The organism is Methylophilus sp. VKM B-3414, from assembly GCF_032248435.1.
GTDB classification, from domain to species: domain Bacteria; phylum Pseudomonadota; class Gammaproteobacteria; order Burkholderiales; family Methylophilaceae; genus Methylophilus; species Methylophilus glucosoxydans.
Map to the genome: position 1 here is coordinate 78,532 of NZ_JAVTLI010000004.1, position 17,240 is coordinate 95,771.

Genomic DNA, 17,240 nt, shown 5'->3' on the forward strand with positions numbered 1-17,240 from the left:
CCATGAAACTCGTCATTCTTGATCGTGACGGCGTGATTAACCGCGACAGCGCGACCTTTATCAAAAATCCTAACGAATGGATTCCGATTCCGGGGAGCCTGGAGGCGATTGCGCTGCTCAATCAGCATGGCTACCGGGTGGCGGTGGCGACGAATCAGTCGGGCATCGCGCGCGGTTATTTTGATATGGCCACGCTCAATGCCATCCACGACAAAATGCACAAAGCCTTGGCGCAAGTTGGTGGCCGTATTGACGCCGTCTTTTATTGCCCACATGCGGCCGATGCCCATTGTGACTGCCGCAAGCCCAAGACCGGCATGCTGGAAGAAATCAGCCGCCGTTTTAATGTCGAGCTGACCAAAGTGCCAGGCGTGGGCGATGCCTTGCGAGACTTGCAGGCCTTCGCCAAAGCCGGTTGCCAGCCTTACCTGGTCCGCACCGGCAAGGGCGAAGAAACCTATAACTTGTCCGAAGTGCCTGCAAACACGATTGTGGTGGCTGATTTGGCCGCTGCGGTACAGCACATCATCGCCGGGGACAAGTAATGCAAACCGTGCTGCTGTATCTGCGGGCCTGGCTGTTTTATGTTGGCCTGTTTGTGCTGACCATTCCATTTTCATTGTTGGCAATCTTGCTGATTCCGCTGCCCGCGGTGACGCGTTCACGCTGGGTCAGTGGTTGGGCGCATGCGGTGATGTGGTGGCTGAAGGTCACCTGCAATCTGCGTTATGCAGTCAGTGGCCGCGAGCATATCCCGGCCACGCCCAGTATTATTCTGGCAAAACATCAATCTGCCTGGGAGACCATTGCCCTGCAAACCATTTTGCCACCGCAAGTGTGGGTGCTCAAAAGAGAGTTGCTGATGATCCCGTTTTTTGGCTGGGGTTTGTGGGCGGTGGGTTCGATTCCGATTGACCGCAGCAGTGGCCGCGAAGCGCTGAAGAAATTAGTGAATCACGGCAAAGACCGGCTCAAGCGTGGCTTGTGGGTAGTCATTTTTCCGGAAGGCACACGCACCGCCCCCGGTGCCCGCGCCAAGTATCATATTGGTGGCGCCTGGTTGGCGAGCCATACCCAAACCGCGGTGTTGCCGGTGGCGCACAATGCAGGCCGCTACTGGCGTAAAAACTCCATCCTTAAATATCCAGGCGTGATTCAGGTGGTGATCGGTCCAGCCATCGCCACCAACGGCCTCAAGCCGGATGCACTGAATCAGCAAGTCGAAACATGGATTGAAACGGAGATGCAGCATCTGTGATCACGCAGCAGTTGCAACTGCCTAACGGGCAAACGATTGCTTACCAGCTGGATCTGCGGGCACGTAGAACCATAGGCCTTAAAATCACGGCCGAGGGCTTGGTGGTCCATGCGCCCAAGCGCATTTCTGCCTCGCAATTGCAGCAAGTTTTGCAGGAAAAATCCAGCTGGATACAGCAAAAGCTGGCCCTACGTGAGGCTAATCAGGTGGCCCCCATGCAATGGCTGGATGGTGAGCCGCTGTTGTTTATGGGCCAGGATATTGTGCTGACCCTGGTTGCGCATCCCACCAGTAAGGCAGTCACGCTCGAAGGTGACAAGTTGCTGGTCCGTTCACCTTATATCAACAATCCCGATTGGGTCGCGCGCAAAGTGCTGCAATGGTATGCGCAGCAGGCTTTGCCTGATTTTAAACGCCGCGTTGCTTTGATTGCCGCCCAGATGGGCGAGCAGGTGAGCGGTGTCGGACTTTCCAATGCCAAGTCCCGCTGGGGCAGTTGCAATAGCCGCAAGCAGATTCGCCTGAACTGGCGCTTGATCCAGGCGCCGCCGCATGTGATTCAATATGTGGTGTGCCATGAAATGGCGCATCTGAAAGAAATGAATCATTCAGCCAGATTTTATGCGGTGCAGGCCAGTTTGTTTCCGCAATACGAACATGCTGAGAAAGCGTTAAAGGCCCTGTCGCCTATCCTGCATCGCATGGCTTGATTCATCAGGCTTTTAGTGAGGCTTGCCGGTGTTCGCCAGCCCAATACCACAAAAGATCGTCAGCATGCCTGCCAGTTGGTAGCCATGAAAGGGTTCGCTCAATAATACGCTGGAGAGTAATGAGCCAAAAATCGGCATGGCATGAATAAACACGCTGGCGCGCACCGAGCCGACCAATGTGACAGCCTTGGCATAAGCCAGGAAAGCAATCACCGAAGGAAAAATCCCAATATAAAGCAGTGACCAGACCGTTTGTATATGGTCTACCGTTGTCACGGCGGTCTGCTTCTCCCAAATATAGAGCGGTAACAATAAAATCAGCGCAATCAGAACCTGGCATAACATGAGCCCGGTGCGGTCAATAAACGCTGGAATCTGTTTTAGCCACAAGGTAAACAACGCCCAGCAGATCATGGCGACAAAAATAATTATATCGCCAGGAGCAAATGCCAGCGATCGCAGCACTTGTATATCGCCATGTGAGACGACCGTCAGGACGCCGATCAATGAAATCAGTAGCCCGAGCAATTGACGGGTCGATAAGCGTTGCTGATAAAACAACCCGCCAAAGATTGCGACTAGAAAGGGAATAAACGAATTCAGGATAATCCCGTTGGTTGCGCTGGTGCTATGCAATCCCCAGTACACCAGCAGATTAAATGCAAGTACGCCCGTCATTGCCGTCCCTAGCACATGCCAGCGGTAATTTAGGTAGTGGACGCGGTCACGCAAAAACGGTTTGATCGCAAAAGGGAGCAAGCATAAAAACGCCAGGCCCCAGCGGATCAGGGATAAAGCAACGGGCGGCACCTCATGGCTGACGGCGCGGCCTGCGATAAAGTTACCTGCCCAAAGCAGGGGCGGGAGAAGTAACAGCCCCAGTGTATATGGGGTAAGAGTGGCGTGCGATGTGTCTGTCATCTGGGGATTGCATACGATGATTACCTGTTTGCTGACATGGTATGCTGCCCCAGCCTCTCTGGCTAGGGGCAATGTTGGATGTTTGTGTACCTGAGTGACTAAAAGGGTCCGTGAGGCGAGTGATCAGGCCGCTGGCGGGTCAGGGGTTGATCGCCAGCGTTTCCTTTGTGCTCCTGATGTCAGAATGCGCCGCCCCCCAGGACTTTATATAAGGTCACCTGATTGGAGACTTCCGACAGCCTGACGCTGATAAGCGTCTGTTGCGCAGCGTAGTAGCTACGTTGCGCATCCAGTACCGCCAGGTAACTATCCAGGCCTTTCTCGAATCTGGCGCGAGATAGTACAAAGCTTCTTTGCGTGGCATTCACCTGCGCCGTTTGCGCCGACAATTGTTCTTCCAGCGTGGCACGTAATGCCAGCGCGTCAGAGACCTCTTTGAACGCGGTTTGAATCGCTTTTTCATATTGCGCCACGCTAATCTCCCGGCTGACTTCGGCAACCTTCAGGTTGGCCTTGTTCAACCCGCCATTAAAGATGGGTAGCACGATTTGCGGTGCAAAACTCCAGACATGGTTATTGCCGCTAAACAGGCTCCCCAACTCCGGGCTGGCCAAACCGGCGGATGCCGTTAATGAAATGGTCGGAAAGAAGGCTGCTCTGGCCGCACCAATATTGGCGTTATTGGCCTGAAGCGTGCGCTCTGCTTCCAGCACGTCCGGCCTGTTCTGCAAGACCGTAGAGGGAAGGCCATCAGGCAGGCTGGCGGTTTGGGAGACGGCCTGCAAGTTGTTCACCTGTTCAAGATTGATATTTGGACGCTCACCCAACAGTAGTGCCAGCGCGTTTCTATCCTGGTCTACCTGGGTCATATATTTGGCGACATTGACACGGGCAGATTCCACGCTGGTTTCCACTTGCCGCAGCGTCAGCTCATTAATACTGCCCAAAGCCAGTTGCCGTTTACTCAAGTCGAAAGTCGCCTGTTGGGTGCGCAAGGTTTCCCGTGCTAGCGCCAGGCTTTCACTATCTGCGGCCAATGTCAGGTAGGCATTCGCCACCTCAGACACCAGGCTGATCTGGGCGCTTCTCTTGGCCTCTTCTGTTGACAGGTATTGATACACTGCCTGATCGCGCAGGCTGCTGATGCGCCCGAAAAAGTCCATCTCATAGGAAGAGAATCCCAGGTTTGCCGAGTACTGGTGGCTGTTAAATGTCATGGGTCCGGTCGGCAAGTTCAACATCATCCGTTGATTGGTCCCGCTGACCGTGCCATTCACCTTGGGAAACAGGGCCGCCCGCTGAATCTGATATTGGGCACGCGCCTTTTCGATATTGAGCGAGGCGACCCTTAAGTCACGGTTGTTTTCCAGCGCCTGCCGGATTAACTTTTTCAATTCGTTGTCGGTAAAAAACTGCTCCCAGCCCAATTCAGCCGAGAGTGTGTCTCCCGTCAGTTTTGCCTGGCCGGCAGATGGCTGCCATTGTGCAGGAATCGGTGCGGCAGGCCTTTCATAGTTGGGTTGCATGTTGATGCAGCCTGCCAGCATCAAGCTGGCAATCACAATGGGATAGCGTGATTTATTCATTTTCGTTATTCCTTTTAATGAGCGACCTTAGCCTTTGAATACCCTGCGTACCGCCACGAAAAACAGCGGTACAAACAGGATGGCCAGTACGGTGGCTGTCAGCATGCCGCCAATCACGCCTGTGCCCAGCGCATTTTGGGCGCCAGAGCCTGCGCCAGTCGAAATGGCAAGCGGCAGCACGCCAAGGATGAAGGCCAGCGATGTCATGATAATTGGCCGGAAGCGCAGCCTTAATGCCTCTAATGTGGCCTCTGTCATCTCTTTGCCTTGCTCCATTTTTTCCTTCGCAAACTCCACAATCAGGATGGCATTTTTGGCAGACAGGCCTATCGTCAACAGCAAGCCAACCTGGAAATACACATCGTTGGAGAGTCCCCGCATGGACGCTGCAATCAAGGCGCCGACGACCCCCAGCGGCACCACCAGCATGACTGCAAATGGAATGGACCAACTCTCATACAATGCGGCGAGGCATAAAAACACAATGAGCAGGGATAAAGCATACAGCGCGGGGGCTTGTGAACCGGTCATGCGCTCCTGGTATGACAATCCTGTCCACTCGTAGCTGATGCCGGGAGGCAAGGTTGCCGCCAATGATTCCATGATGGCCATCGCCTCGCCGGTACTATGCCCTGGCGCCGGGGCGCCCAGGATTTCTACCGAAGATTGACCGTTATAGCGTTCCAGCTTGGGTGACCCATAAGCCCAGTGTGCGCTGGCGAATGAAGAAAATGGCACCATTTCACCGCTGGCATTTTTCACATACCACTGATCAAAATCCTTGGGTTCCATCCGTGCTGAAGTGGCCCCTTGCAGGTACACACGCTTGACCCGGCCGCGGTCCATAAAGTCATTGACGTAAGTGCTCCCCCAGGCGGTGGAAAGTACTGAATTGATATCCGCGAGGGAAATGCCCAGGGCACTGGCTTTGGCTTGATCAATATCCAGCTTGTATTCTGGTGAGTCTTCCTGCCCGTTTGGCCGCACCCCGACCAATGAGCGATTCGCCGAGGCCATCCCCAGCAGCTGGTTGCGTGCCTGCATGAGGGCCTCATGCCCAAGGCCTGCCCGGTCTTGCAACTGGAGGTCAAAACCCGAAGCATTTCCTAACTCGACCACGGCTGGCGGGCCGAATGCAAAGACCATGGCCTCGTTAATGGTTGAGAATTTGCCCATGGCTTTTCCGATCACCGCTGATATTTTCAGGTCAGGTCGTTTACGTTCTGACCAGTCTTTCAAGCTGACAAAGGCGAGTCCATTGTTCTGGCCACTCCCCGCAAAGCTGAAGCCAGACACCGTGAACACGGATGCGACAGCCTCTTTTTGTTCGGCCAGAAAATGATGCTCTACCTTGTTTAGGACTGCCCGGGTGCGCTCTGTTGTTGCCCCGGCAGGCAAGATCACTTGCGTAAACAGGATGCCTTGATCTTCATCCGGCAGGAAAGCCTGTGGCAAACGGACAAATAATAGGGCCATCACGACAACAATCAGTGCATATATCAGTCCGTAGCGGCCAAGACGATGCAGCATACGGGCAACCACGGATTGACTGCCCTGGGTGGTACGTTCCACTCCTCGATTAAATACCTTAAAAGCACCCGTCAACGGGTTGTGTGTCTTGCTGTGTGGTTTCAGTAAGGTGGCGCATAGGGCAGGCGTCAGAATCAGGGCTACCAGCACTGAAAGCACCATGGCCGATACGATTGTGATGGAGAATTGCCGGTAAATGACGCCGGTAGAGCCGCCGAAAAATGCCATGGGGACGAATACCGCCGAGAGCACAAGGGCGATGCCGATCAAGGCCCCACTAATTTGCGTCATGGAACGACTGGTGGCTTCCTTGGCAGACAGTCCCTCTTCGTGCATCACGCGTTCAACGTTCTCTACCACCACAATGGCATCGTCTACCAGCAGGCCAATCGCCAGTACCATGGCAAACATGGTCAGCGTATTGATCGAGTATCCGGTGGCGGACAACACGGCAAATGTCCCCAGCAGGACCACAGGCACGGCAATGGTCGGGATGAGTGTGGCACGGATATTTTGCAGGAAAAGATACATCACCAGAAATACCAAGATGATGGCTTCTACCAGCGTTTTGATGACTTCCTCGATGGAGACTTTGACAAAGGGGGTCGTGTCATACGGCATCACCGCCTTCATGCCCGCCGGGAAAAACGGCTCCAGCTCAAGCAGTTTAGCCTTGACGGCTTGAGCCGTTTCCAGCGCATTGGCGCCGGTTGCCAGCTTGATTGCCAGCCCTGTTGCCGGTTTGCCGTTATATTGAGCGACAACCTCATAGCTTTCGCCACCGAGTTCAATTTGGGCGACATCCTGCAATCTGACCGCAGCCCCATTGGCGGTGCTTTTTAATAAAATCTGCCCAAACTGCTCGGGTGTTTGCAAACGACTTTGCGCCGTCACTGTGGCATTTAATTCTTGCCCTTTTTTGGCGGGCATGCCACCGATTTGGCCTGCTGACACCTGGGCGTTCTGTGCTGTGATCGCCGCGCTGATTTCGGCAGGCGTCAGCCCAAAATTGTGCAGCTTGGCTGGGTCCAGCCATATGCGCATGGCATATTTGGTCCCAAAAACCTGCGTATCGCCTACGCCATTCACCCGGCTAATAATGTCCTGGACATTCGACCCGACATAGTCCCCCAGATCGATGCTCGACATGCTGTTGTCTTCTGAGATAAACGCAGCCACCATGAGGAAGTTATTGGAAGCTTTGGCGACCTGCACGCCTTGTTTTTGCACATCCTGCGGCAGCAGCGGGGTAGCCAGCGCGAGCTTGTTCTGGACCTGTACCTGTGCAATATCCGGGTCGGTTCCCGCGTCAAAGGTCAGTGTAATGGTGACGCTGCCTGAAGCGTCGCTGGTCGAGGACATATAGGTCAGGTGGTCTATCCCTTTCATTTTTTGCTCGATCACCTGGGTGACGCTGTCTTCCACCGCTTTGGCCGAGGCGCCCGGGTAAGTGGTCGTGATGGAGATCGCAGGCGGTGCAATCATCGGGTATTGCGCAATCGGTAATGACCGGATCGCGAGTATACCTGCCAGCATGATCACGATCGCAATCACCCAGGCAAAAATAGGGCGGTCAATAAAAAATTTAGACATGATGACTCCCTATATTGGCTTGTTTGCGCGGCTTTTGTCGGTCGACACAATTTTTACCGGCATTCCAGGCCGTATTTTTTGCAGCCCATTCACTACCAGTCTGTCGCCTGCATTCAGGCCCTGGCGTACCACCCACTGGCCATCCAGCGTCTTGTCCGCCTGAATATTCCTGAGTTGCACCTTGCTATCCTTGTCCAGCACATACACGACAGGGTCCCCTTTGGCGTCGCGACTCACGCTTCGTTGTGGCACCAGGATGGCGGTTTCTGCAACGCCTTGTTCCAGGACTGCGCGCACATACATGCCCGGTAAGAGTACGCCTTTGGGGTTGGGGAATATGGCCCGCAGCGACACGGTGCCTGTCGACTGGCTTACGGTAATGTCTGCAAATGCCAGCTTGCCAGTCAGTGCATAGGTACTGCCATCCTCAAGGACGAGTTTCACTTCGGCCTGGTTTTCTCCTGCCTTCTTGAGGCGGCCACTCTCCCAGTCATGGCGCAGCCGCAACAGATCAGCGCTAGACTGGGTCACATCGACATAAATGGGATCAAGCTGCTGGATATTGGTCAGCATGGTTTCCTGGTTCGCAATCACCAGGGCGCCCGGTGTAATGTTCGATTTCGCCACCCGTCCAGAAATCGGCGCCAGGACGCTGGTATATGCCAGATTGATTTTTGCTATTTGCAATGCGGCCTTCGCCAAATCTACCTCTGCCTGCGCCTGATCCAGCGCTGATTGCGCATCCTCTAAATCCTGCTTGCTCACGGCTTGTATGCTCGCCAGCTCGTGATAACGCTCAGCCTTGCTTTTTGCAGCCACAAGATTCGCCTGGGCTTTATTCAGGCTTGCCTGCGCACTGTCTAATGAAGCCTTGTATGTGGAAGGGTCAATTTGGTACAGCTGTTGGCCCGCCTTGACATCTGTCCCTTCAGTGAACAAGCGTTTTTGCAAAATACCACTGACCTGCGGCCGGATCTCCGAAACCAGAAAGGGGGAAGTGCGCCCAGGTAACTCGGTTTTCAGGTTAACCGATTGTGGCTGGAGGTTGATGACTTCCACTTCTGCTGGCGGAGGGGCTGCCGGTGCAGGGGCAGCGCCCTGATGGCAGCCGGTAAGTAATTCACATAAAGCGAGCAATACCGGAAATGCCGTCGCCAAGCGCATGGTCTGTAATGTAGGTTTCATAGGATTCTCCTTTTAAGTACCGCCATGAAAATGGTTTTTTTTCAGGGTGACTTAAATTAGATTGAGTATTCATTCTAGATTGAATGATCATTCTAATATAGAATACTAAAAAAGCAACTTTTATTTTTAATGATGACAGGAGAAGTCATGTCCCTCTCGAACATACAGAACAGCCGTGCGGACCTCCGGCGCAACCAGGTGCTGACGGCCGCGACTGAGTGCTTTAGAAACCAGGGCTTTCATGGCACCAGCATGTCCCAGATATCCAAAGCCTCGGGCATGAGTGTTGGGCACATCTATCATTACTTTGAGAATAAAGAGGCCATTATTGAGGCGATCGTGGAAAAAGATTTGCTCAAAATACTGAACGTTACTAACCGCGTTGAGCAAAACCGGGGCGACGGTGATATCTTTGATGCCCTGATTGCTGACGTTGAAACAACTGCGCTGGATACTTTCTATGATCCAGATGCGCCCTTATTGCTGGAGGTGATTGCCGAGGCCGCACGCAATCCAAAAATTGCCAATATCATCCGCCGTGCAGAAGCCACGGCCATGGAAAGTATCAAAAGTTATTTTCGTAAAGGAATGATGCAACGGCAAATGAATATCTCAGAAGAGGCGCTAGATACCGCTTGTAATTTGATAGCTTCTTTGTTTGAAGGCTTTACTATCCGGTTAATCAGGAATCCTGACCTTTCACTGAAACGTACTATCCCGATGTTAAGCAGGACGATTCGGTATGTTCTGGAGCACGAGTTAAACGCCAGCTAACAAGTAGGATGGTTAAAAGTAACTGTGTTTTGAGAGATTAGAACAGAGCTGCGATTTGTTTTCAGCTCACTTCTGCGCGCGTAGAAGATCGTGATTGGCAAGAGTGATGTTTGCCAAAAGCGGGCAATAAAAAAGGGGGCTGATAGCCCCTTTTTTTGAAACTGTATGTAATCAGGCGGCGCCTAATTGTACAGGTGTTAACTGGATCAGTTTTTTAACCAGGCCCGGATGTTGTTCTGCATGTGCCTCTTTCAGGCAGGCTTTGGCACAGCTGGCACATTTGCCGCATTCTGCCCCTACGCCCAGTTGATCTTTCAAATGCTTGACGGTTTTTGCGCCATTCTTCACTGCTTGATGAATCTGTCGCTCTGTCACTGCATTACACACGCAAACGTACATATTGCCTCTAATTAAGTTCACTAATGATAATTATTATCATTTAATGTGACTTTGTCAAGCGGCATATGGTTCCTTGCAGCCATAAAAAAAGCCGCTTTAGCGGCTTAATTCAATGATTCACTAGCGTGTATCAGCTAATCAGACTCAATCTGTGATTGCAGGTAATTAGGTAGGGTCACGTCTTCGATCAGGCTTTGCTGGGTTTCCAGCCAGTCGATGGCTTCTTCACACGCTTCAAGCAACTCGGTCAACAAGTCGCGTGTGACGTAATCTTGCAGTTTCTCGGCTTCTGCAATCGCCTCTACCAGTTGCGGGCGCTGTACTTCTTTTTCAAAGCTCAGGTCGCCCTGCAGACATTCCACCACCTCTTCGCCTATGAGTAACTTGCCCAGGTTTTGCAGGTTAGGCAGGCCATCCAGAAAAAGAATGCGTTCAATCACCTCGTCCGCTTCTTTCATGACGCGGATGGATTGTTTGTACTGGTAGTCATTCAGTCGCTCGAGCCCCCATTTTTTGAACATGCGCGCATGCAAAAAATATTGGTTGATCGACGTCAGTTGGTTTTTAAGCACCTTGTTCAAGGTGGTAATGATTTGTTTATCGCCTTGCATGCGTGATACTCCTTATGCAGCAGAAGGGCTGCTGCCCATTTGGCTCTGGCAGTAGTTTTCGATACCCACCAGTTTGATCAGATTGAGCTGTTTTTCCAGCCAGTAGGCGTGGTCCATTTCGGTATCTTCGAGTTGCACCAGCAACATTTCGCGGGTGACGTAATCTTGCGCTTGTTCACAGGCTTCCATAGCCTTTTTCAGGTGTTTGACCACGGTGTATTCCAACGCCAGGTCAGACTCCAGCATGGATTTTACATCCTTGCCAATATTGAGTGATTCACGCTTGGCCAGATTGGGTTTGCCTTCGAGGAACAGAATGCGCTGTATCAAGGCACGTGCATGTTCGCGTTCGTGCAGCGATTCATGCAGGCTATGCTCTGCCAGGCTGCCCAGGCCCATATCGGCATACATTTCACCGTGAATCAGGTATTGATCGGTGGCGGACAACTCGCCTGCCAGCAAGTCGTTCAGTATCTCTATGATTTTTTTGTCGCCCTTCATGACGGCTCCTTGCACGTTTCAGATGCTAGCCATCATACAGCAAAAATAAATTGATGCAATTGAAATTTTTATGTAACTATTTGATTTTAAATGATATTTTAAATAGAAACATAAATGACAATCGTTCTTGATGCGCTTGGGGTGAATCATTCCAGTCAGCGAGGCTATAACAGCAACGAGAGGTCATGCGCAATATTCTCTGGCTTCTCGCCATAGCCCTCGTAAACACGCGGTGCGCCAGTCTTATCAAACACATACAAGCCTGCACTGTGGTCCATGGTGTATCCTGATTTTCCCGGCTCACTGACTTTGGCAGCATACACCTTATATTCGCTCAAATTGGCTGCCACTTCAGCCGGGGTGCCGCGCAAGCCAATAAAACGCGCATCAAAGCCGGGGACGAACTGCGCCAACACCGCTTGCGTGTCGCGCTCCGGGTCCACCGTCACAAACAGCACCTGTACATCGTTGGATTTTTCACCGAGTAATTGCATGGTCTTTTTCAGGTCGGTCATGGTAGTGGGGCAAACATCCGGGCAATGCGTGTAACCAAAAAACATCACCACGACCTTGCCTTTAAAGTCGCTCATATGGCGCAATTTGCCCGTGTGATCGGTGAGAGACAGCGGCTGCCCAAACTGGGTACCAGTCAGGTCGGTGCCAATAAAGCGGGCAGAGGGCCCCTGCTGGCAAGCCACCAGCAGCATGCTCAATAGCGAGAACACCAGATAAAGCCACTTAAATCGCACAGGCATGCAAAAAATCCTTGTAAATCATCATTGAAATGGATTCTAGCATAGGCGAAAAGCGCGCAGATTAGTTTACAATACTGGTTTTTGATGACTGACGGATTAAAGGCGAGTTTAAATGGCAATACCGAGTTCGATGGCAGACCGTGACGGCGTTATCTGGTACGACGGCAAAATGGTCAACTGGCGTGACGCCACCACCCATGTATTAACCCACACCCTGCACTATGGCATGGGCGTGTTTGAAGGGGTGCGTGCCTACAAAACTGACAAGGGGACCGCGATTTTCCGCCTCAAAGAGCACACAGACCGCTTGTTCCGCAGTGCGCATATCCTCGGCATGAAAATGCCGTTTGATAAAGCGACCATCTCCGACGCCCAAAGAGCTGCCGTGCGTGAGAATAATCTCGACTCTGGCTATCTGCGCCCGATGGCGTTTTATGGTGCAGAGGCCATGGGCATTTCTGCCAAAACCTTATCTACTCACGTCATTGTTGCCGCCTGGAGCTGGGGTGCTTACATGGGCGAAGAGGCGATTACCAAAGGCATTCGCGTAAAAACGTCTTCTTTTGCGCGTCACCACGTCAACATCACCATGTGTAAAGCCAAAGCCAACGGCAACTATATGAACAGCATCCTCGCACATCAGGAAGCGGCGCAGGACGGTTACCAGGAAGCGCTGTTGCTGGATGTGGACGGTTTCGTGGCTGAAGGTTCCGGTGAAAACATTTTCATCATCCGTAACGGCAAGCTGTACACGCCAGACCTGACCTCTGCGCTGGAAGGCATTACCCGTGACACCATCATTCACCTGGCCAAAGAAGAGCTGGGCCTGGAAGTGATTGAAAAACGCATTACGCGTGACGAAGTCTACAGCGCTGACGAAGCCTTCTTCACCGGGACTGCTGCTGAAGTGACGCCTATTCGTGAACTGGATAACCGCGCCATTGGCGAAGGCACCCGTGGCCCGATCACTGAAAAACTGCAAAGTATGTATTTTGATGTGGTTAAAGGGAAAAACGCCAAGTACGCTCACTGGCTGACCCTGGTTTAATGAATTGTTGCCTGTTTGCTGGAGAGTTTGAATGTCTGATGTCAAAGAGTTTGAAGTAGACGGCAAAGACTTGCCATTGCATTGCCCAACCAAAGAAGTTGCTTTGTGGGCATCACATCCAAGAGTATTTCTGGATGTGGCGAAAACGGGAGAGGTCTCGTGCCCGTACTGCGGGACGAAATACCGGTTGAAACCCGGCACACAGGTGCATCACCATTAAGTCAAAAAACCCACGCAGCGCGTGGGTTTTTTGTTGCAGGTTTGGGTTGTGCGATTGAGAATGATTTTAGAAGATCATTCTTTTGTTTCTCTGTCACAAGGTGTCTGAATTTCCTTAATTCCACTTTGGAGTAGGGTTCCCAAATTATGCGCTATGCTGGCGCAATGGTTGGCGTATGTAGAGGCCGTTGTTCAAGTTGCAGGGTAGGCATGTATGCCCACGAGGATTGGTGTTTGTTTTATGTCATGCTCTGTTTCGCCCTTCAGCGAGTCACTTTTCTTTGCTTGCCCAAAGAATAAGTAACCAAAAGAAATGCACCCTAGCTTCCGCTTGATCCCTGCGTTGCTCACCAAAACAAGCGGTCACGAAACTCGACCTGGCAGCTCACAAAATACGTAAGCTGCTGCGGGACTCGAACAGTCGCTCCCTTCTCCCTTGTTTTGGCTGCGCTACTCGGCGCGTCAGAAAGGGGCCCGAAAACCATGAGCGCCCCCCTTAGTGGATTAAAAAAAGAATTTGAGTTTTTGAACGGTCCAAGCTTCAACAGTGAGCGTTTGGCGAGATGAATCCCATCCCATCACGCTTGATTTCATTGCTTGGCAGGCGGAATAAGGTTGCAGCTTGTTTGAATCCCGCAGCAGCTTACGGGTTGTGTAAGCTGCCAGGTTGAGTTCTGCAACCGCGACTGACGAGTAATGAAATCAAGGGAGCCTTTAGGCCGTGATGGCTGGGTGCCCTCTTCTTTGGTTACTTTCTGTGGGGCAAGCAACAGAAAGTAACTCGCCTAAAGGCGAAAGAGAACGTTACATAGATTTGCCAAAGCATCCAAATGCAGCAGAATTGTTTTCTGCAGCGTTTTAATTTAAATAGATACGCCTAATTATCAGCGTTCCAGAGTTGATGCATCACCCGCTCCGTTTCTTCCGATCCACTGGTCAAAAACACAAAATCCCCAGCTTCCATAGCTGCATTAAGTATCTGCTTTTGCTCCAGCACCTGATGTAGGCGCTTGGCAACCGCAGCCCCGGTATCAATCAAGGTGACTTCGGGCCCCACAATCTCTTGAATCTGCTTTTTAACAAACGGGTAGTGTGTGCAGCCCAGCACTATGGTATCTGCGCCTGCTGCCATCAACGGTTGGCAGTATTGTTGCAATAGAGCCAGTGTCTGTGGGGTATCCAGCTGCCCCTGTTCTATGCACTCTACCAGTCCCACGCAGGCTTGTGTCACGACTTGTACACCCTGACCGTAATGCTCGAGCAGGGCGGCGAATTGTGCGCTTTTAAGCGTGCCAGTGGTTGCGAGCACGCCGATGATGCCGTTTTTGCTGGCCGCTGCCGCGGGTTTGACGGCGGGCTCCATGCCGATAATGGGTAGAGTGTAACGCTTGCGCATGGCGCTGATGGCCGCGGCAGTGGCGGTGTTACAGGCGACGACTAGCGCTTTGGCGCCTTGGGTGATGAGGGTGTCGGCGATGGTAAAGCAGCGCTGCTGAATTTCTGTCGCCGTTTTGTTGCCATAAGGCGCATGTGCGCTGTCAGCAAAGTAGTGGAAATGCTCGTGTGGCAGCTGGCGGGTTAAGTGTTTGAGGACGGTGAGGCCGCCGACCCCGGAATCCATGACCCCGATTGGGGCGTTGACTGCAATCGCTGAGCACATCGAAATGGCACGGTATGATTTATAATGGCTGGATTATATCGGATTTTATACGGGTGACAGGGATGGCCAACCGGCTGAGCAAGATTTACACGCGTACCGGCGATAGCGGTACGACCGGGCTGGGCGACGGCACGCGCGTCGCAAAGTCTGATCTGCGCGTGGAAGCCATGGGTGACGTGGATGAGCTGAATGCGGTGTTAGGCATGTTGCTGGTTGAAACCTTGCCTGAGGATGTGCGTGACAGTCTGCTGGCGATACAGCATGACTTGTTCGATTTGGGCGGTGAATTGTGTATGCCAGGGCATACGTTTATGCAGGCTGGCCGTGTCGCGTTTTTGGAAATGACGCTGGATACCTGGAACGAAGCATTGACGCCGTTAAAAGAGTTTATATTACCTGGCGGCAGTCGGGCAGCCGCGGTGTGTCATTTGGCACGCACGGTGTGTCGGCGTGCAGAGCGGGTGTTGCATGCCTTGCATGCGCAAGCACCGGTGACGCCCGTGGCCTTGCAATACCTGAATCGATTGTCCGATTTGCTGTTTGTCCTCTGTCGTACCTTAAACCGGCATGCGGGTGTGCCGGATGTCTTGTGGAATAACCAACATAAACTGTAGCGCGGCGCAGGCTGACGCTCGAATTGCAAAATAATGATTAAACAATTACTGCAGAAAGTATTCCGTCGGCGTGCCAGCGCGAATACACACACTCAATTGCCAGCGGCGCAAATCATCCAGGCGGGCAAGCACAAAATCAACCAGAAGCATATTAGCCAGGCGGCCCTCAAAACTTGCGACCAGCTGCAAAAGGCCGGGTTTCAGGCTTATATCGTCGGCGGCGCAGTGCGCGATTTGCTGCTAGATCATCCGCCCAAAGACTTTGATGTGGCAACCAATGCCACCCCTGAGCAGGTGCATAAGGTTTTCCGCCGTTCGCGTATTATTGGCCGCCGTTTCCGGCTGGTGCATGTGTTATGGGGGCATGAGACTATAGAGGTGTCTACCTTTCGCGGGCATCACCTGAGTGAGGGCGATGCTGAAACCAATGACAGTGGCCGTATCATTCGCGATAACGTGTTTGGCAGCATAGAAGAGGATGCGGTGCGCCGCGACTTCACCGCCAATGCTTTATATTACGACCCCAAGCGGCAGGAAGTGCTCGATTTTCATAATGGGGTGGCCGATATTCGTGCCAAAACCTTGCGTATCATCGGCGACCCGATCAAGCGTTATCAGGAAGACCCGGTGCGTATGTTGCGCGCCGTGCGCTTGTCAGCCAAACTGGGCTTGAAGTTGGAGCGAGATACCGAGACCCCGATTCGCAAGCTGGCCGATTTACTTGAAGACGTGCCGCCTAGCCGCTTGTTTGATGAAATGCTTAAGCTGTTCTTGTCCGGGCATGCCATTGAAAGCATCAATGCTTTACGTGCGCAACAGTTACATCACGGCTTGTTGCCCTTGCTGGATGTGATACTTGAGCAGCCCATGGGCGAGAAGTTTGTCATGCTGGCGCTTAAGAATACCGACGAGCGCATTTCGTCCGGCAAGTCATCCAACCCCAGCTTTTTGTTTGCAACCTTGTTGTGGCATGAAGTCTTGCTTGCCTGGCAAGAAAACCAGAAGCGTGGCGAACATATGATTCCTGCGCTGCATGAGGCGATGAACGAAGTCATCGACAAGCAAGCCGAGAAGATGGCGATTCATAATCGCTATACGACCACCATGAAAGAGATCTGGGCCATGCAGCCGCGCTTTGAACAGCGCTCGGGCAAGCGGCCGTATGCCTTGCTCACGCATCCGCGTTATCGCGCCGGCTATGATTTTCTGCTATTGCGCTGTGCCTCTGGCGAGCTGCCGCAAGAAATCGGTGACTGGTGGACGCGTTTTGCCGATGCCGGGACAGAAGAGCGTACCGCCATGCTGCTACCGGAAAGCGGCCCGAAAAAACGTAGACGCAAGCCACGCAAGAAAAAACCGGCTGGTGGAGACCTGGCCTGATGGCGATTGCCTTGATTGCCCTGGGCGGCAATTTGCAGCAGCCGGAGCGGCAGGTTAGCAAAGCAATTGAGGTGTTGGCGCATACGCCAGGCTTGACGCTGCTGCAAGCTTCTAGCCTCTATGCCACCGCCCCAGTGGGGTATGATAACCAGCCAGACTTTATCAATGCCGTGGTGCAAATGGCGACCGAGATTAAGGCGCCACACCTCATGCAATTGCTGTTGGAGATAGAACAGCAGTTTGGCCGCGAGCGCCCCTTTCCCAATGCGCCACGGATTCTGGACCTGGATCTGCTCGATTATGACGGCATGCAGTTGGATACCCCGCTGCTCACCCTGCCGCATCCACGCATGCATATGCGCGGCTTTGTGGTGGTGCCGCTGGCTGAAATTGTGCCGGACTTTGTGCTGCCATCCGGGCAGAGTGTTGTAGAATGGTTGACAACAAACAAGCACGACGACGTGCGCAAACTGGATCCGAATTCAATCCGCTAGAC

Annotated in this window: 18 protein-coding genes; 9 read left to right on the forward strand and 9 right to left on the reverse strand. The window is 52.6% G+C overall.

Annotated features, from left to right (window positions below; genetic code table 11):
• Nucleotides 1-2: 2 nt before the first annotated feature.
• Genes gmhB through Q9292_RS06190 form a run of 3 tightly spaced genes read left to right on the forward strand, consistent with a single transcriptional unit; the run spans nt 3 to nt 1,968 of the window.
• Nucleotides 3-545 (forward strand): D-glycero-beta-D-manno-heptose 1,7-bisphosphate 7-phosphatase, encoded by a 543-nt coding sequence (gene gmhB / locus Q9292_RS06180; RefSeq protein WP_194749307.1) that lies wholly within the window; start codon nt 3-5, stop codon nt 543-545.
• Nucleotides 545-1,258, forward strand: a complete 714-nt coding sequence (locus tag Q9292_RS06185) for a lysophospholipid acyltransferase family protein (protein WP_313986020.1) — start codon at nt 545-547, stop codon at nt 1,256-1,258. Before gmhB ends, Q9292_RS06185 begins: the two co-directional genes overlap by 1 nt.
• Nucleotides 1,255-1,968 carry a SprT family zinc-dependent metalloprotease gene (locus tag Q9292_RS06190; protein WP_313986023.1) on the forward strand — a complete coding sequence of 238 codons (714 nt, stop codon included), beginning with the start codon at nt 1,255-1,257 and terminating at the stop codon, nt 1,966-1,968. Before Q9292_RS06185 ends, Q9292_RS06190 begins: the two co-directional genes overlap by 4 nt.
• Before the next feature lie 12 nt (nt 1,969-1,980).
• On the opposite strand, the gene Q9292_RS06195 is transcribed toward Q9292_RS06190, so the two are convergent.
• The 4 genes from Q9292_RS06195 to Q9292_RS06210 form a co-directional block, all read right to left on the reverse strand.
• The gene (locus Q9292_RS06195) at nt 1,981-2,889 is read right to left on the reverse strand and encodes a DMT family transporter (protein ID WP_313986026.1); all 909 of its coding nucleotides are present in this window, start codon (nt 2,887-2,889) and stop codon (nt 1,981-1,983) included.
• 179 nt (nt 2,890-3,068) lie between these two features.
• Nucleotides 3,069-4,475 carry an efflux transporter outer membrane subunit gene (locus Q9292_RS06200; protein ID WP_313986029.1) on the reverse strand — a complete coding sequence of 469 codons (1,407 nt, stop codon included), beginning with the start codon at nt 4,473-4,475 and terminating at the stop codon, nt 3,069-3,071.
• 27 nt (nt 4,476-4,502) lie between these two features.
• Nucleotides 4,503-7,598, reverse strand: coding sequence for an efflux RND transporter permease subunit (locus Q9292_RS06205; protein WP_313986031.1), 3,096 nt, complete (start codon nt 7,596-7,598; stop codon nt 4,503-4,505).
• A 9-nt stretch (nt 7,599-7,607) separates the two neighbouring features.
• Nucleotides 7,608-8,783 carry an efflux RND transporter periplasmic adaptor subunit gene (locus Q9292_RS06210; protein ID WP_313986033.1) on the reverse strand — a complete coding sequence of 392 codons (1,176 nt, stop codon included), beginning with the start codon at nt 8,781-8,783 and terminating at the stop codon, nt 7,608-7,610.
• 147 nt (nt 8,784-8,930) lie between these two features.
• On the opposite strand from Q9292_RS06210, the gene Q9292_RS06215 reads away from it, so the two are divergent.
• Nucleotides 8,931-9,557, forward strand: a complete 627-nt coding sequence (locus Q9292_RS06215; RefSeq protein ID WP_313986036.1) for a TetR/AcrR family transcriptional regulator — start codon at nt 8,931-8,933, stop codon at nt 9,555-9,557.
• A gap of 171 nt (nt 9,558-9,728) precedes the next feature.
• Here Q9292_RS06215 and Q9292_RS06220 read toward each other — a convergent pair whose 3' ends face one another.
• The 4 genes from Q9292_RS06220 to Q9292_RS06235 all read right to left on the reverse strand — a co-directional run bounded on the left by Q9292_RS06220 (nt 9,729) and on the right by Q9292_RS06235 (nt 11,823).
• Nucleotides 9,729-9,956 (reverse strand): bacterioferritin-associated ferredoxin, encoded by a 228-nt coding sequence (locus tag Q9292_RS06220; protein ID WP_194749314.1) that lies wholly within the window; start codon nt 9,954-9,956, stop codon nt 9,729-9,731.
• Between the two features lie 134 nt (nt 9,957-10,090).
• Nucleotides 10,091-10,567 carry a bacterioferritin gene (bfr, locus tag Q9292_RS06225; RefSeq protein WP_194749315.1) on the reverse strand — a complete coding sequence of 159 codons (477 nt, stop codon included), beginning with the start codon at nt 10,565-10,567 and terminating at the stop codon, nt 10,091-10,093.
• A 12-nt stretch (nt 10,568-10,579) separates the two neighbouring features.
• A complete protein-coding gene (bfr, locus tag Q9292_RS06230) occupies nt 10,580-11,068 on the reverse strand; it encodes a bacterioferritin (RefSeq protein ID WP_194749316.1) in 489 nt (162 codons plus the stop codon).
• Nucleotides 11,069-11,232: 164 nt separating this feature from the next.
• Nucleotides 11,233-11,823: an SCO family protein gene (locus Q9292_RS06235; protein WP_275356656.1), complete on the reverse strand. Its 591-nt coding sequence runs from the start codon at nt 11,821-11,823 to the stop codon at nt 11,233-11,235.
• Between the two features lie 130 nt (nt 11,824-11,953).
• On the opposite strand from Q9292_RS06235, the gene Q9292_RS06240 reads away from it, so the two are divergent.
• Nucleotides 11,954-12,871, forward strand: coding sequence for a branched-chain amino acid transaminase (locus Q9292_RS06240; protein ID WP_409934476.1), 918 nt, complete (start codon nt 11,954-11,956; stop codon nt 12,869-12,871).
• Nucleotides 12,872-12,902: 31 nt separating this feature from the next.
• Nucleotides 12,903-13,091: a zinc-finger domain-containing protein gene (locus Q9292_RS06245; protein ID WP_313986044.1), complete on the forward strand. Its 189-nt coding sequence runs from the start codon at nt 12,903-12,905 to the stop codon at nt 13,089-13,091.
• Between the two features lie 876 nt (nt 13,092-13,967).
• On the opposite strand, the gene murI is transcribed toward Q9292_RS06245, so the two are convergent.
• Nucleotides 13,968-14,750 (reverse strand): glutamate racemase, encoded by a 783-nt coding sequence (gene murI, locus Q9292_RS06250; RefSeq protein WP_313986047.1) that lies wholly within the window; start codon nt 14,748-14,750, stop codon nt 13,968-13,970.
• A 62-nt stretch (nt 14,751-14,812) separates the two neighbouring features.
• Here murI and Q9292_RS06255 point away from each other — a divergent pair, with 62 nt between their 5' ends.
• From Q9292_RS06255 to folK, 3 genes are read left to right on the forward strand one after another with little or no spacing between them, the layout of a single operon-like run.
• A complete protein-coding gene (locus Q9292_RS06255) occupies nt 14,813-15,364 on the forward strand; it encodes a cob(I)yrinic acid a,c-diamide adenosyltransferase (RefSeq protein ID WP_194749321.1) in 552 nt (183 codons plus the stop codon).
• A gap of 33 nt (nt 15,365-15,397) precedes the next feature.
• Nucleotides 15,398-16,744 (forward strand): polynucleotide adenylyltransferase PcnB, encoded by a 1,347-nt coding sequence (gene pcnB / locus Q9292_RS06260; protein ID WP_275356659.1) that lies wholly within the window; start codon nt 15,398-15,400, stop codon nt 16,742-16,744.
• The gene (folK, locus tag Q9292_RS06265) at nt 16,744-17,238 is read left to right on the forward strand and encodes a 2-amino-4-hydroxy-6-hydroxymethyldihydropteridine diphosphokinase (RefSeq protein WP_313986054.1); all 495 of its coding nucleotides are present in this window, start codon (nt 16,744-16,746) and stop codon (nt 17,236-17,238) included. The genes pcnB and folK overlap by 1 nt, the downstream gene beginning before the upstream one ends.
• Nucleotides 17,239-17,240: the final 2 nt, after the last annotated feature.

Coding starts and splice junctions, on each gene's coding strand:
- gmhB (WP_194749307.1), top strand. CDS start 3: ATGAAACTCGTCATTCTTGATCGTGACGGCGTGATTAACCGCGACAGC.
- Q9292_RS06185 (WP_313986020.1), top strand. CDS start 545: ATGCAAACCGTGCTGCTGTATCTGCGGGCCTGGCTGTTTTATGTTGGC.
- Q9292_RS06195 (WP_313986026.1), bottom strand. CDS start 2,889: ATGACAGACACATCGCACGCCACTCTTACCCCATATACACTGGGGCTG.
- Q9292_RS06200 (WP_313986029.1), bottom strand. CDS start 4,475: ATGAATAAATCACGCTATCCCATTGTGATTGCCAGCTTGATGCTGGCA.
- Q9292_RS06205 (WP_313986031.1), bottom strand. CDS start 7,598: ATGTCTAAATTTTTTATTGACCGCCCTATTTTTGCCTGGGTGATTGCG.
- Q9292_RS06210 (WP_313986033.1), bottom strand. CDS start 8,783: ATGAAACCTACATTACAGACCATGCGCTTGGCGACGGCATTTCCGGTA.
- Q9292_RS06215 (WP_313986036.1), top strand. CDS start 8,931: ATGTCCCTCTCGAACATACAGAACAGCCGTGCGGACCTCCGGCGCAAC.
- Q9292_RS06220 (WP_194749314.1), bottom strand. CDS start 9,956: ATGTACGTTTGCGTGTGTAATGCAGTGACAGAGCGACAGATTCATCAA.
- bfr (WP_194749315.1), bottom strand. CDS start 10,567: ATGCAAGGCGATAAACAAATCATTACCACCTTGAACAAGGTGCTTAAA.
- bfr (WP_194749316.1), bottom strand. CDS start 11,068: ATGAAGGGCGACAAAAAAATCATAGAGATACTGAACGACTTGCTGGCA.
- Q9292_RS06235 (WP_275356656.1), bottom strand. CDS start 11,823: ATGCCTGTGCGATTTAAGTGGCTTTATCTGGTGTTCTCGCTATTGAGC.
- Q9292_RS06240 (WP_409934476.1), top strand. CDS start 11,954: ATGGCAGACCGTGACGGCGTTATCTGGTACGACGGCAAAATGGTCAAC.
- Q9292_RS06245 (WP_313986044.1), top strand. CDS start 12,903: ATGTCTGATGTCAAAGAGTTTGAAGTAGACGGCAAAGACTTGCCATTG.
- murI (WP_313986047.1), bottom strand. CDS start 14,750: ATGTGCTCAGCGATTGCAGTCAACGCCCCAATCGGGGTCATGGATTCC.
- Q9292_RS06255 (WP_194749321.1), top strand. CDS start 14,813: ATGGCCAACCGGCTGAGCAAGATTTACACGCGTACCGGCGATAGCGGT.
- pcnB (WP_275356659.1), top strand. CDS start 15,398: ATGATTAAACAATTACTGCAGAAAGTATTCCGTCGGCGTGCCAGCGCG.
- folK (WP_313986054.1), top strand. CDS start 16,744: ATGGCGATTGCCTTGATTGCCCTGGGCGGCAATTTGCAGCAGCCGGAG.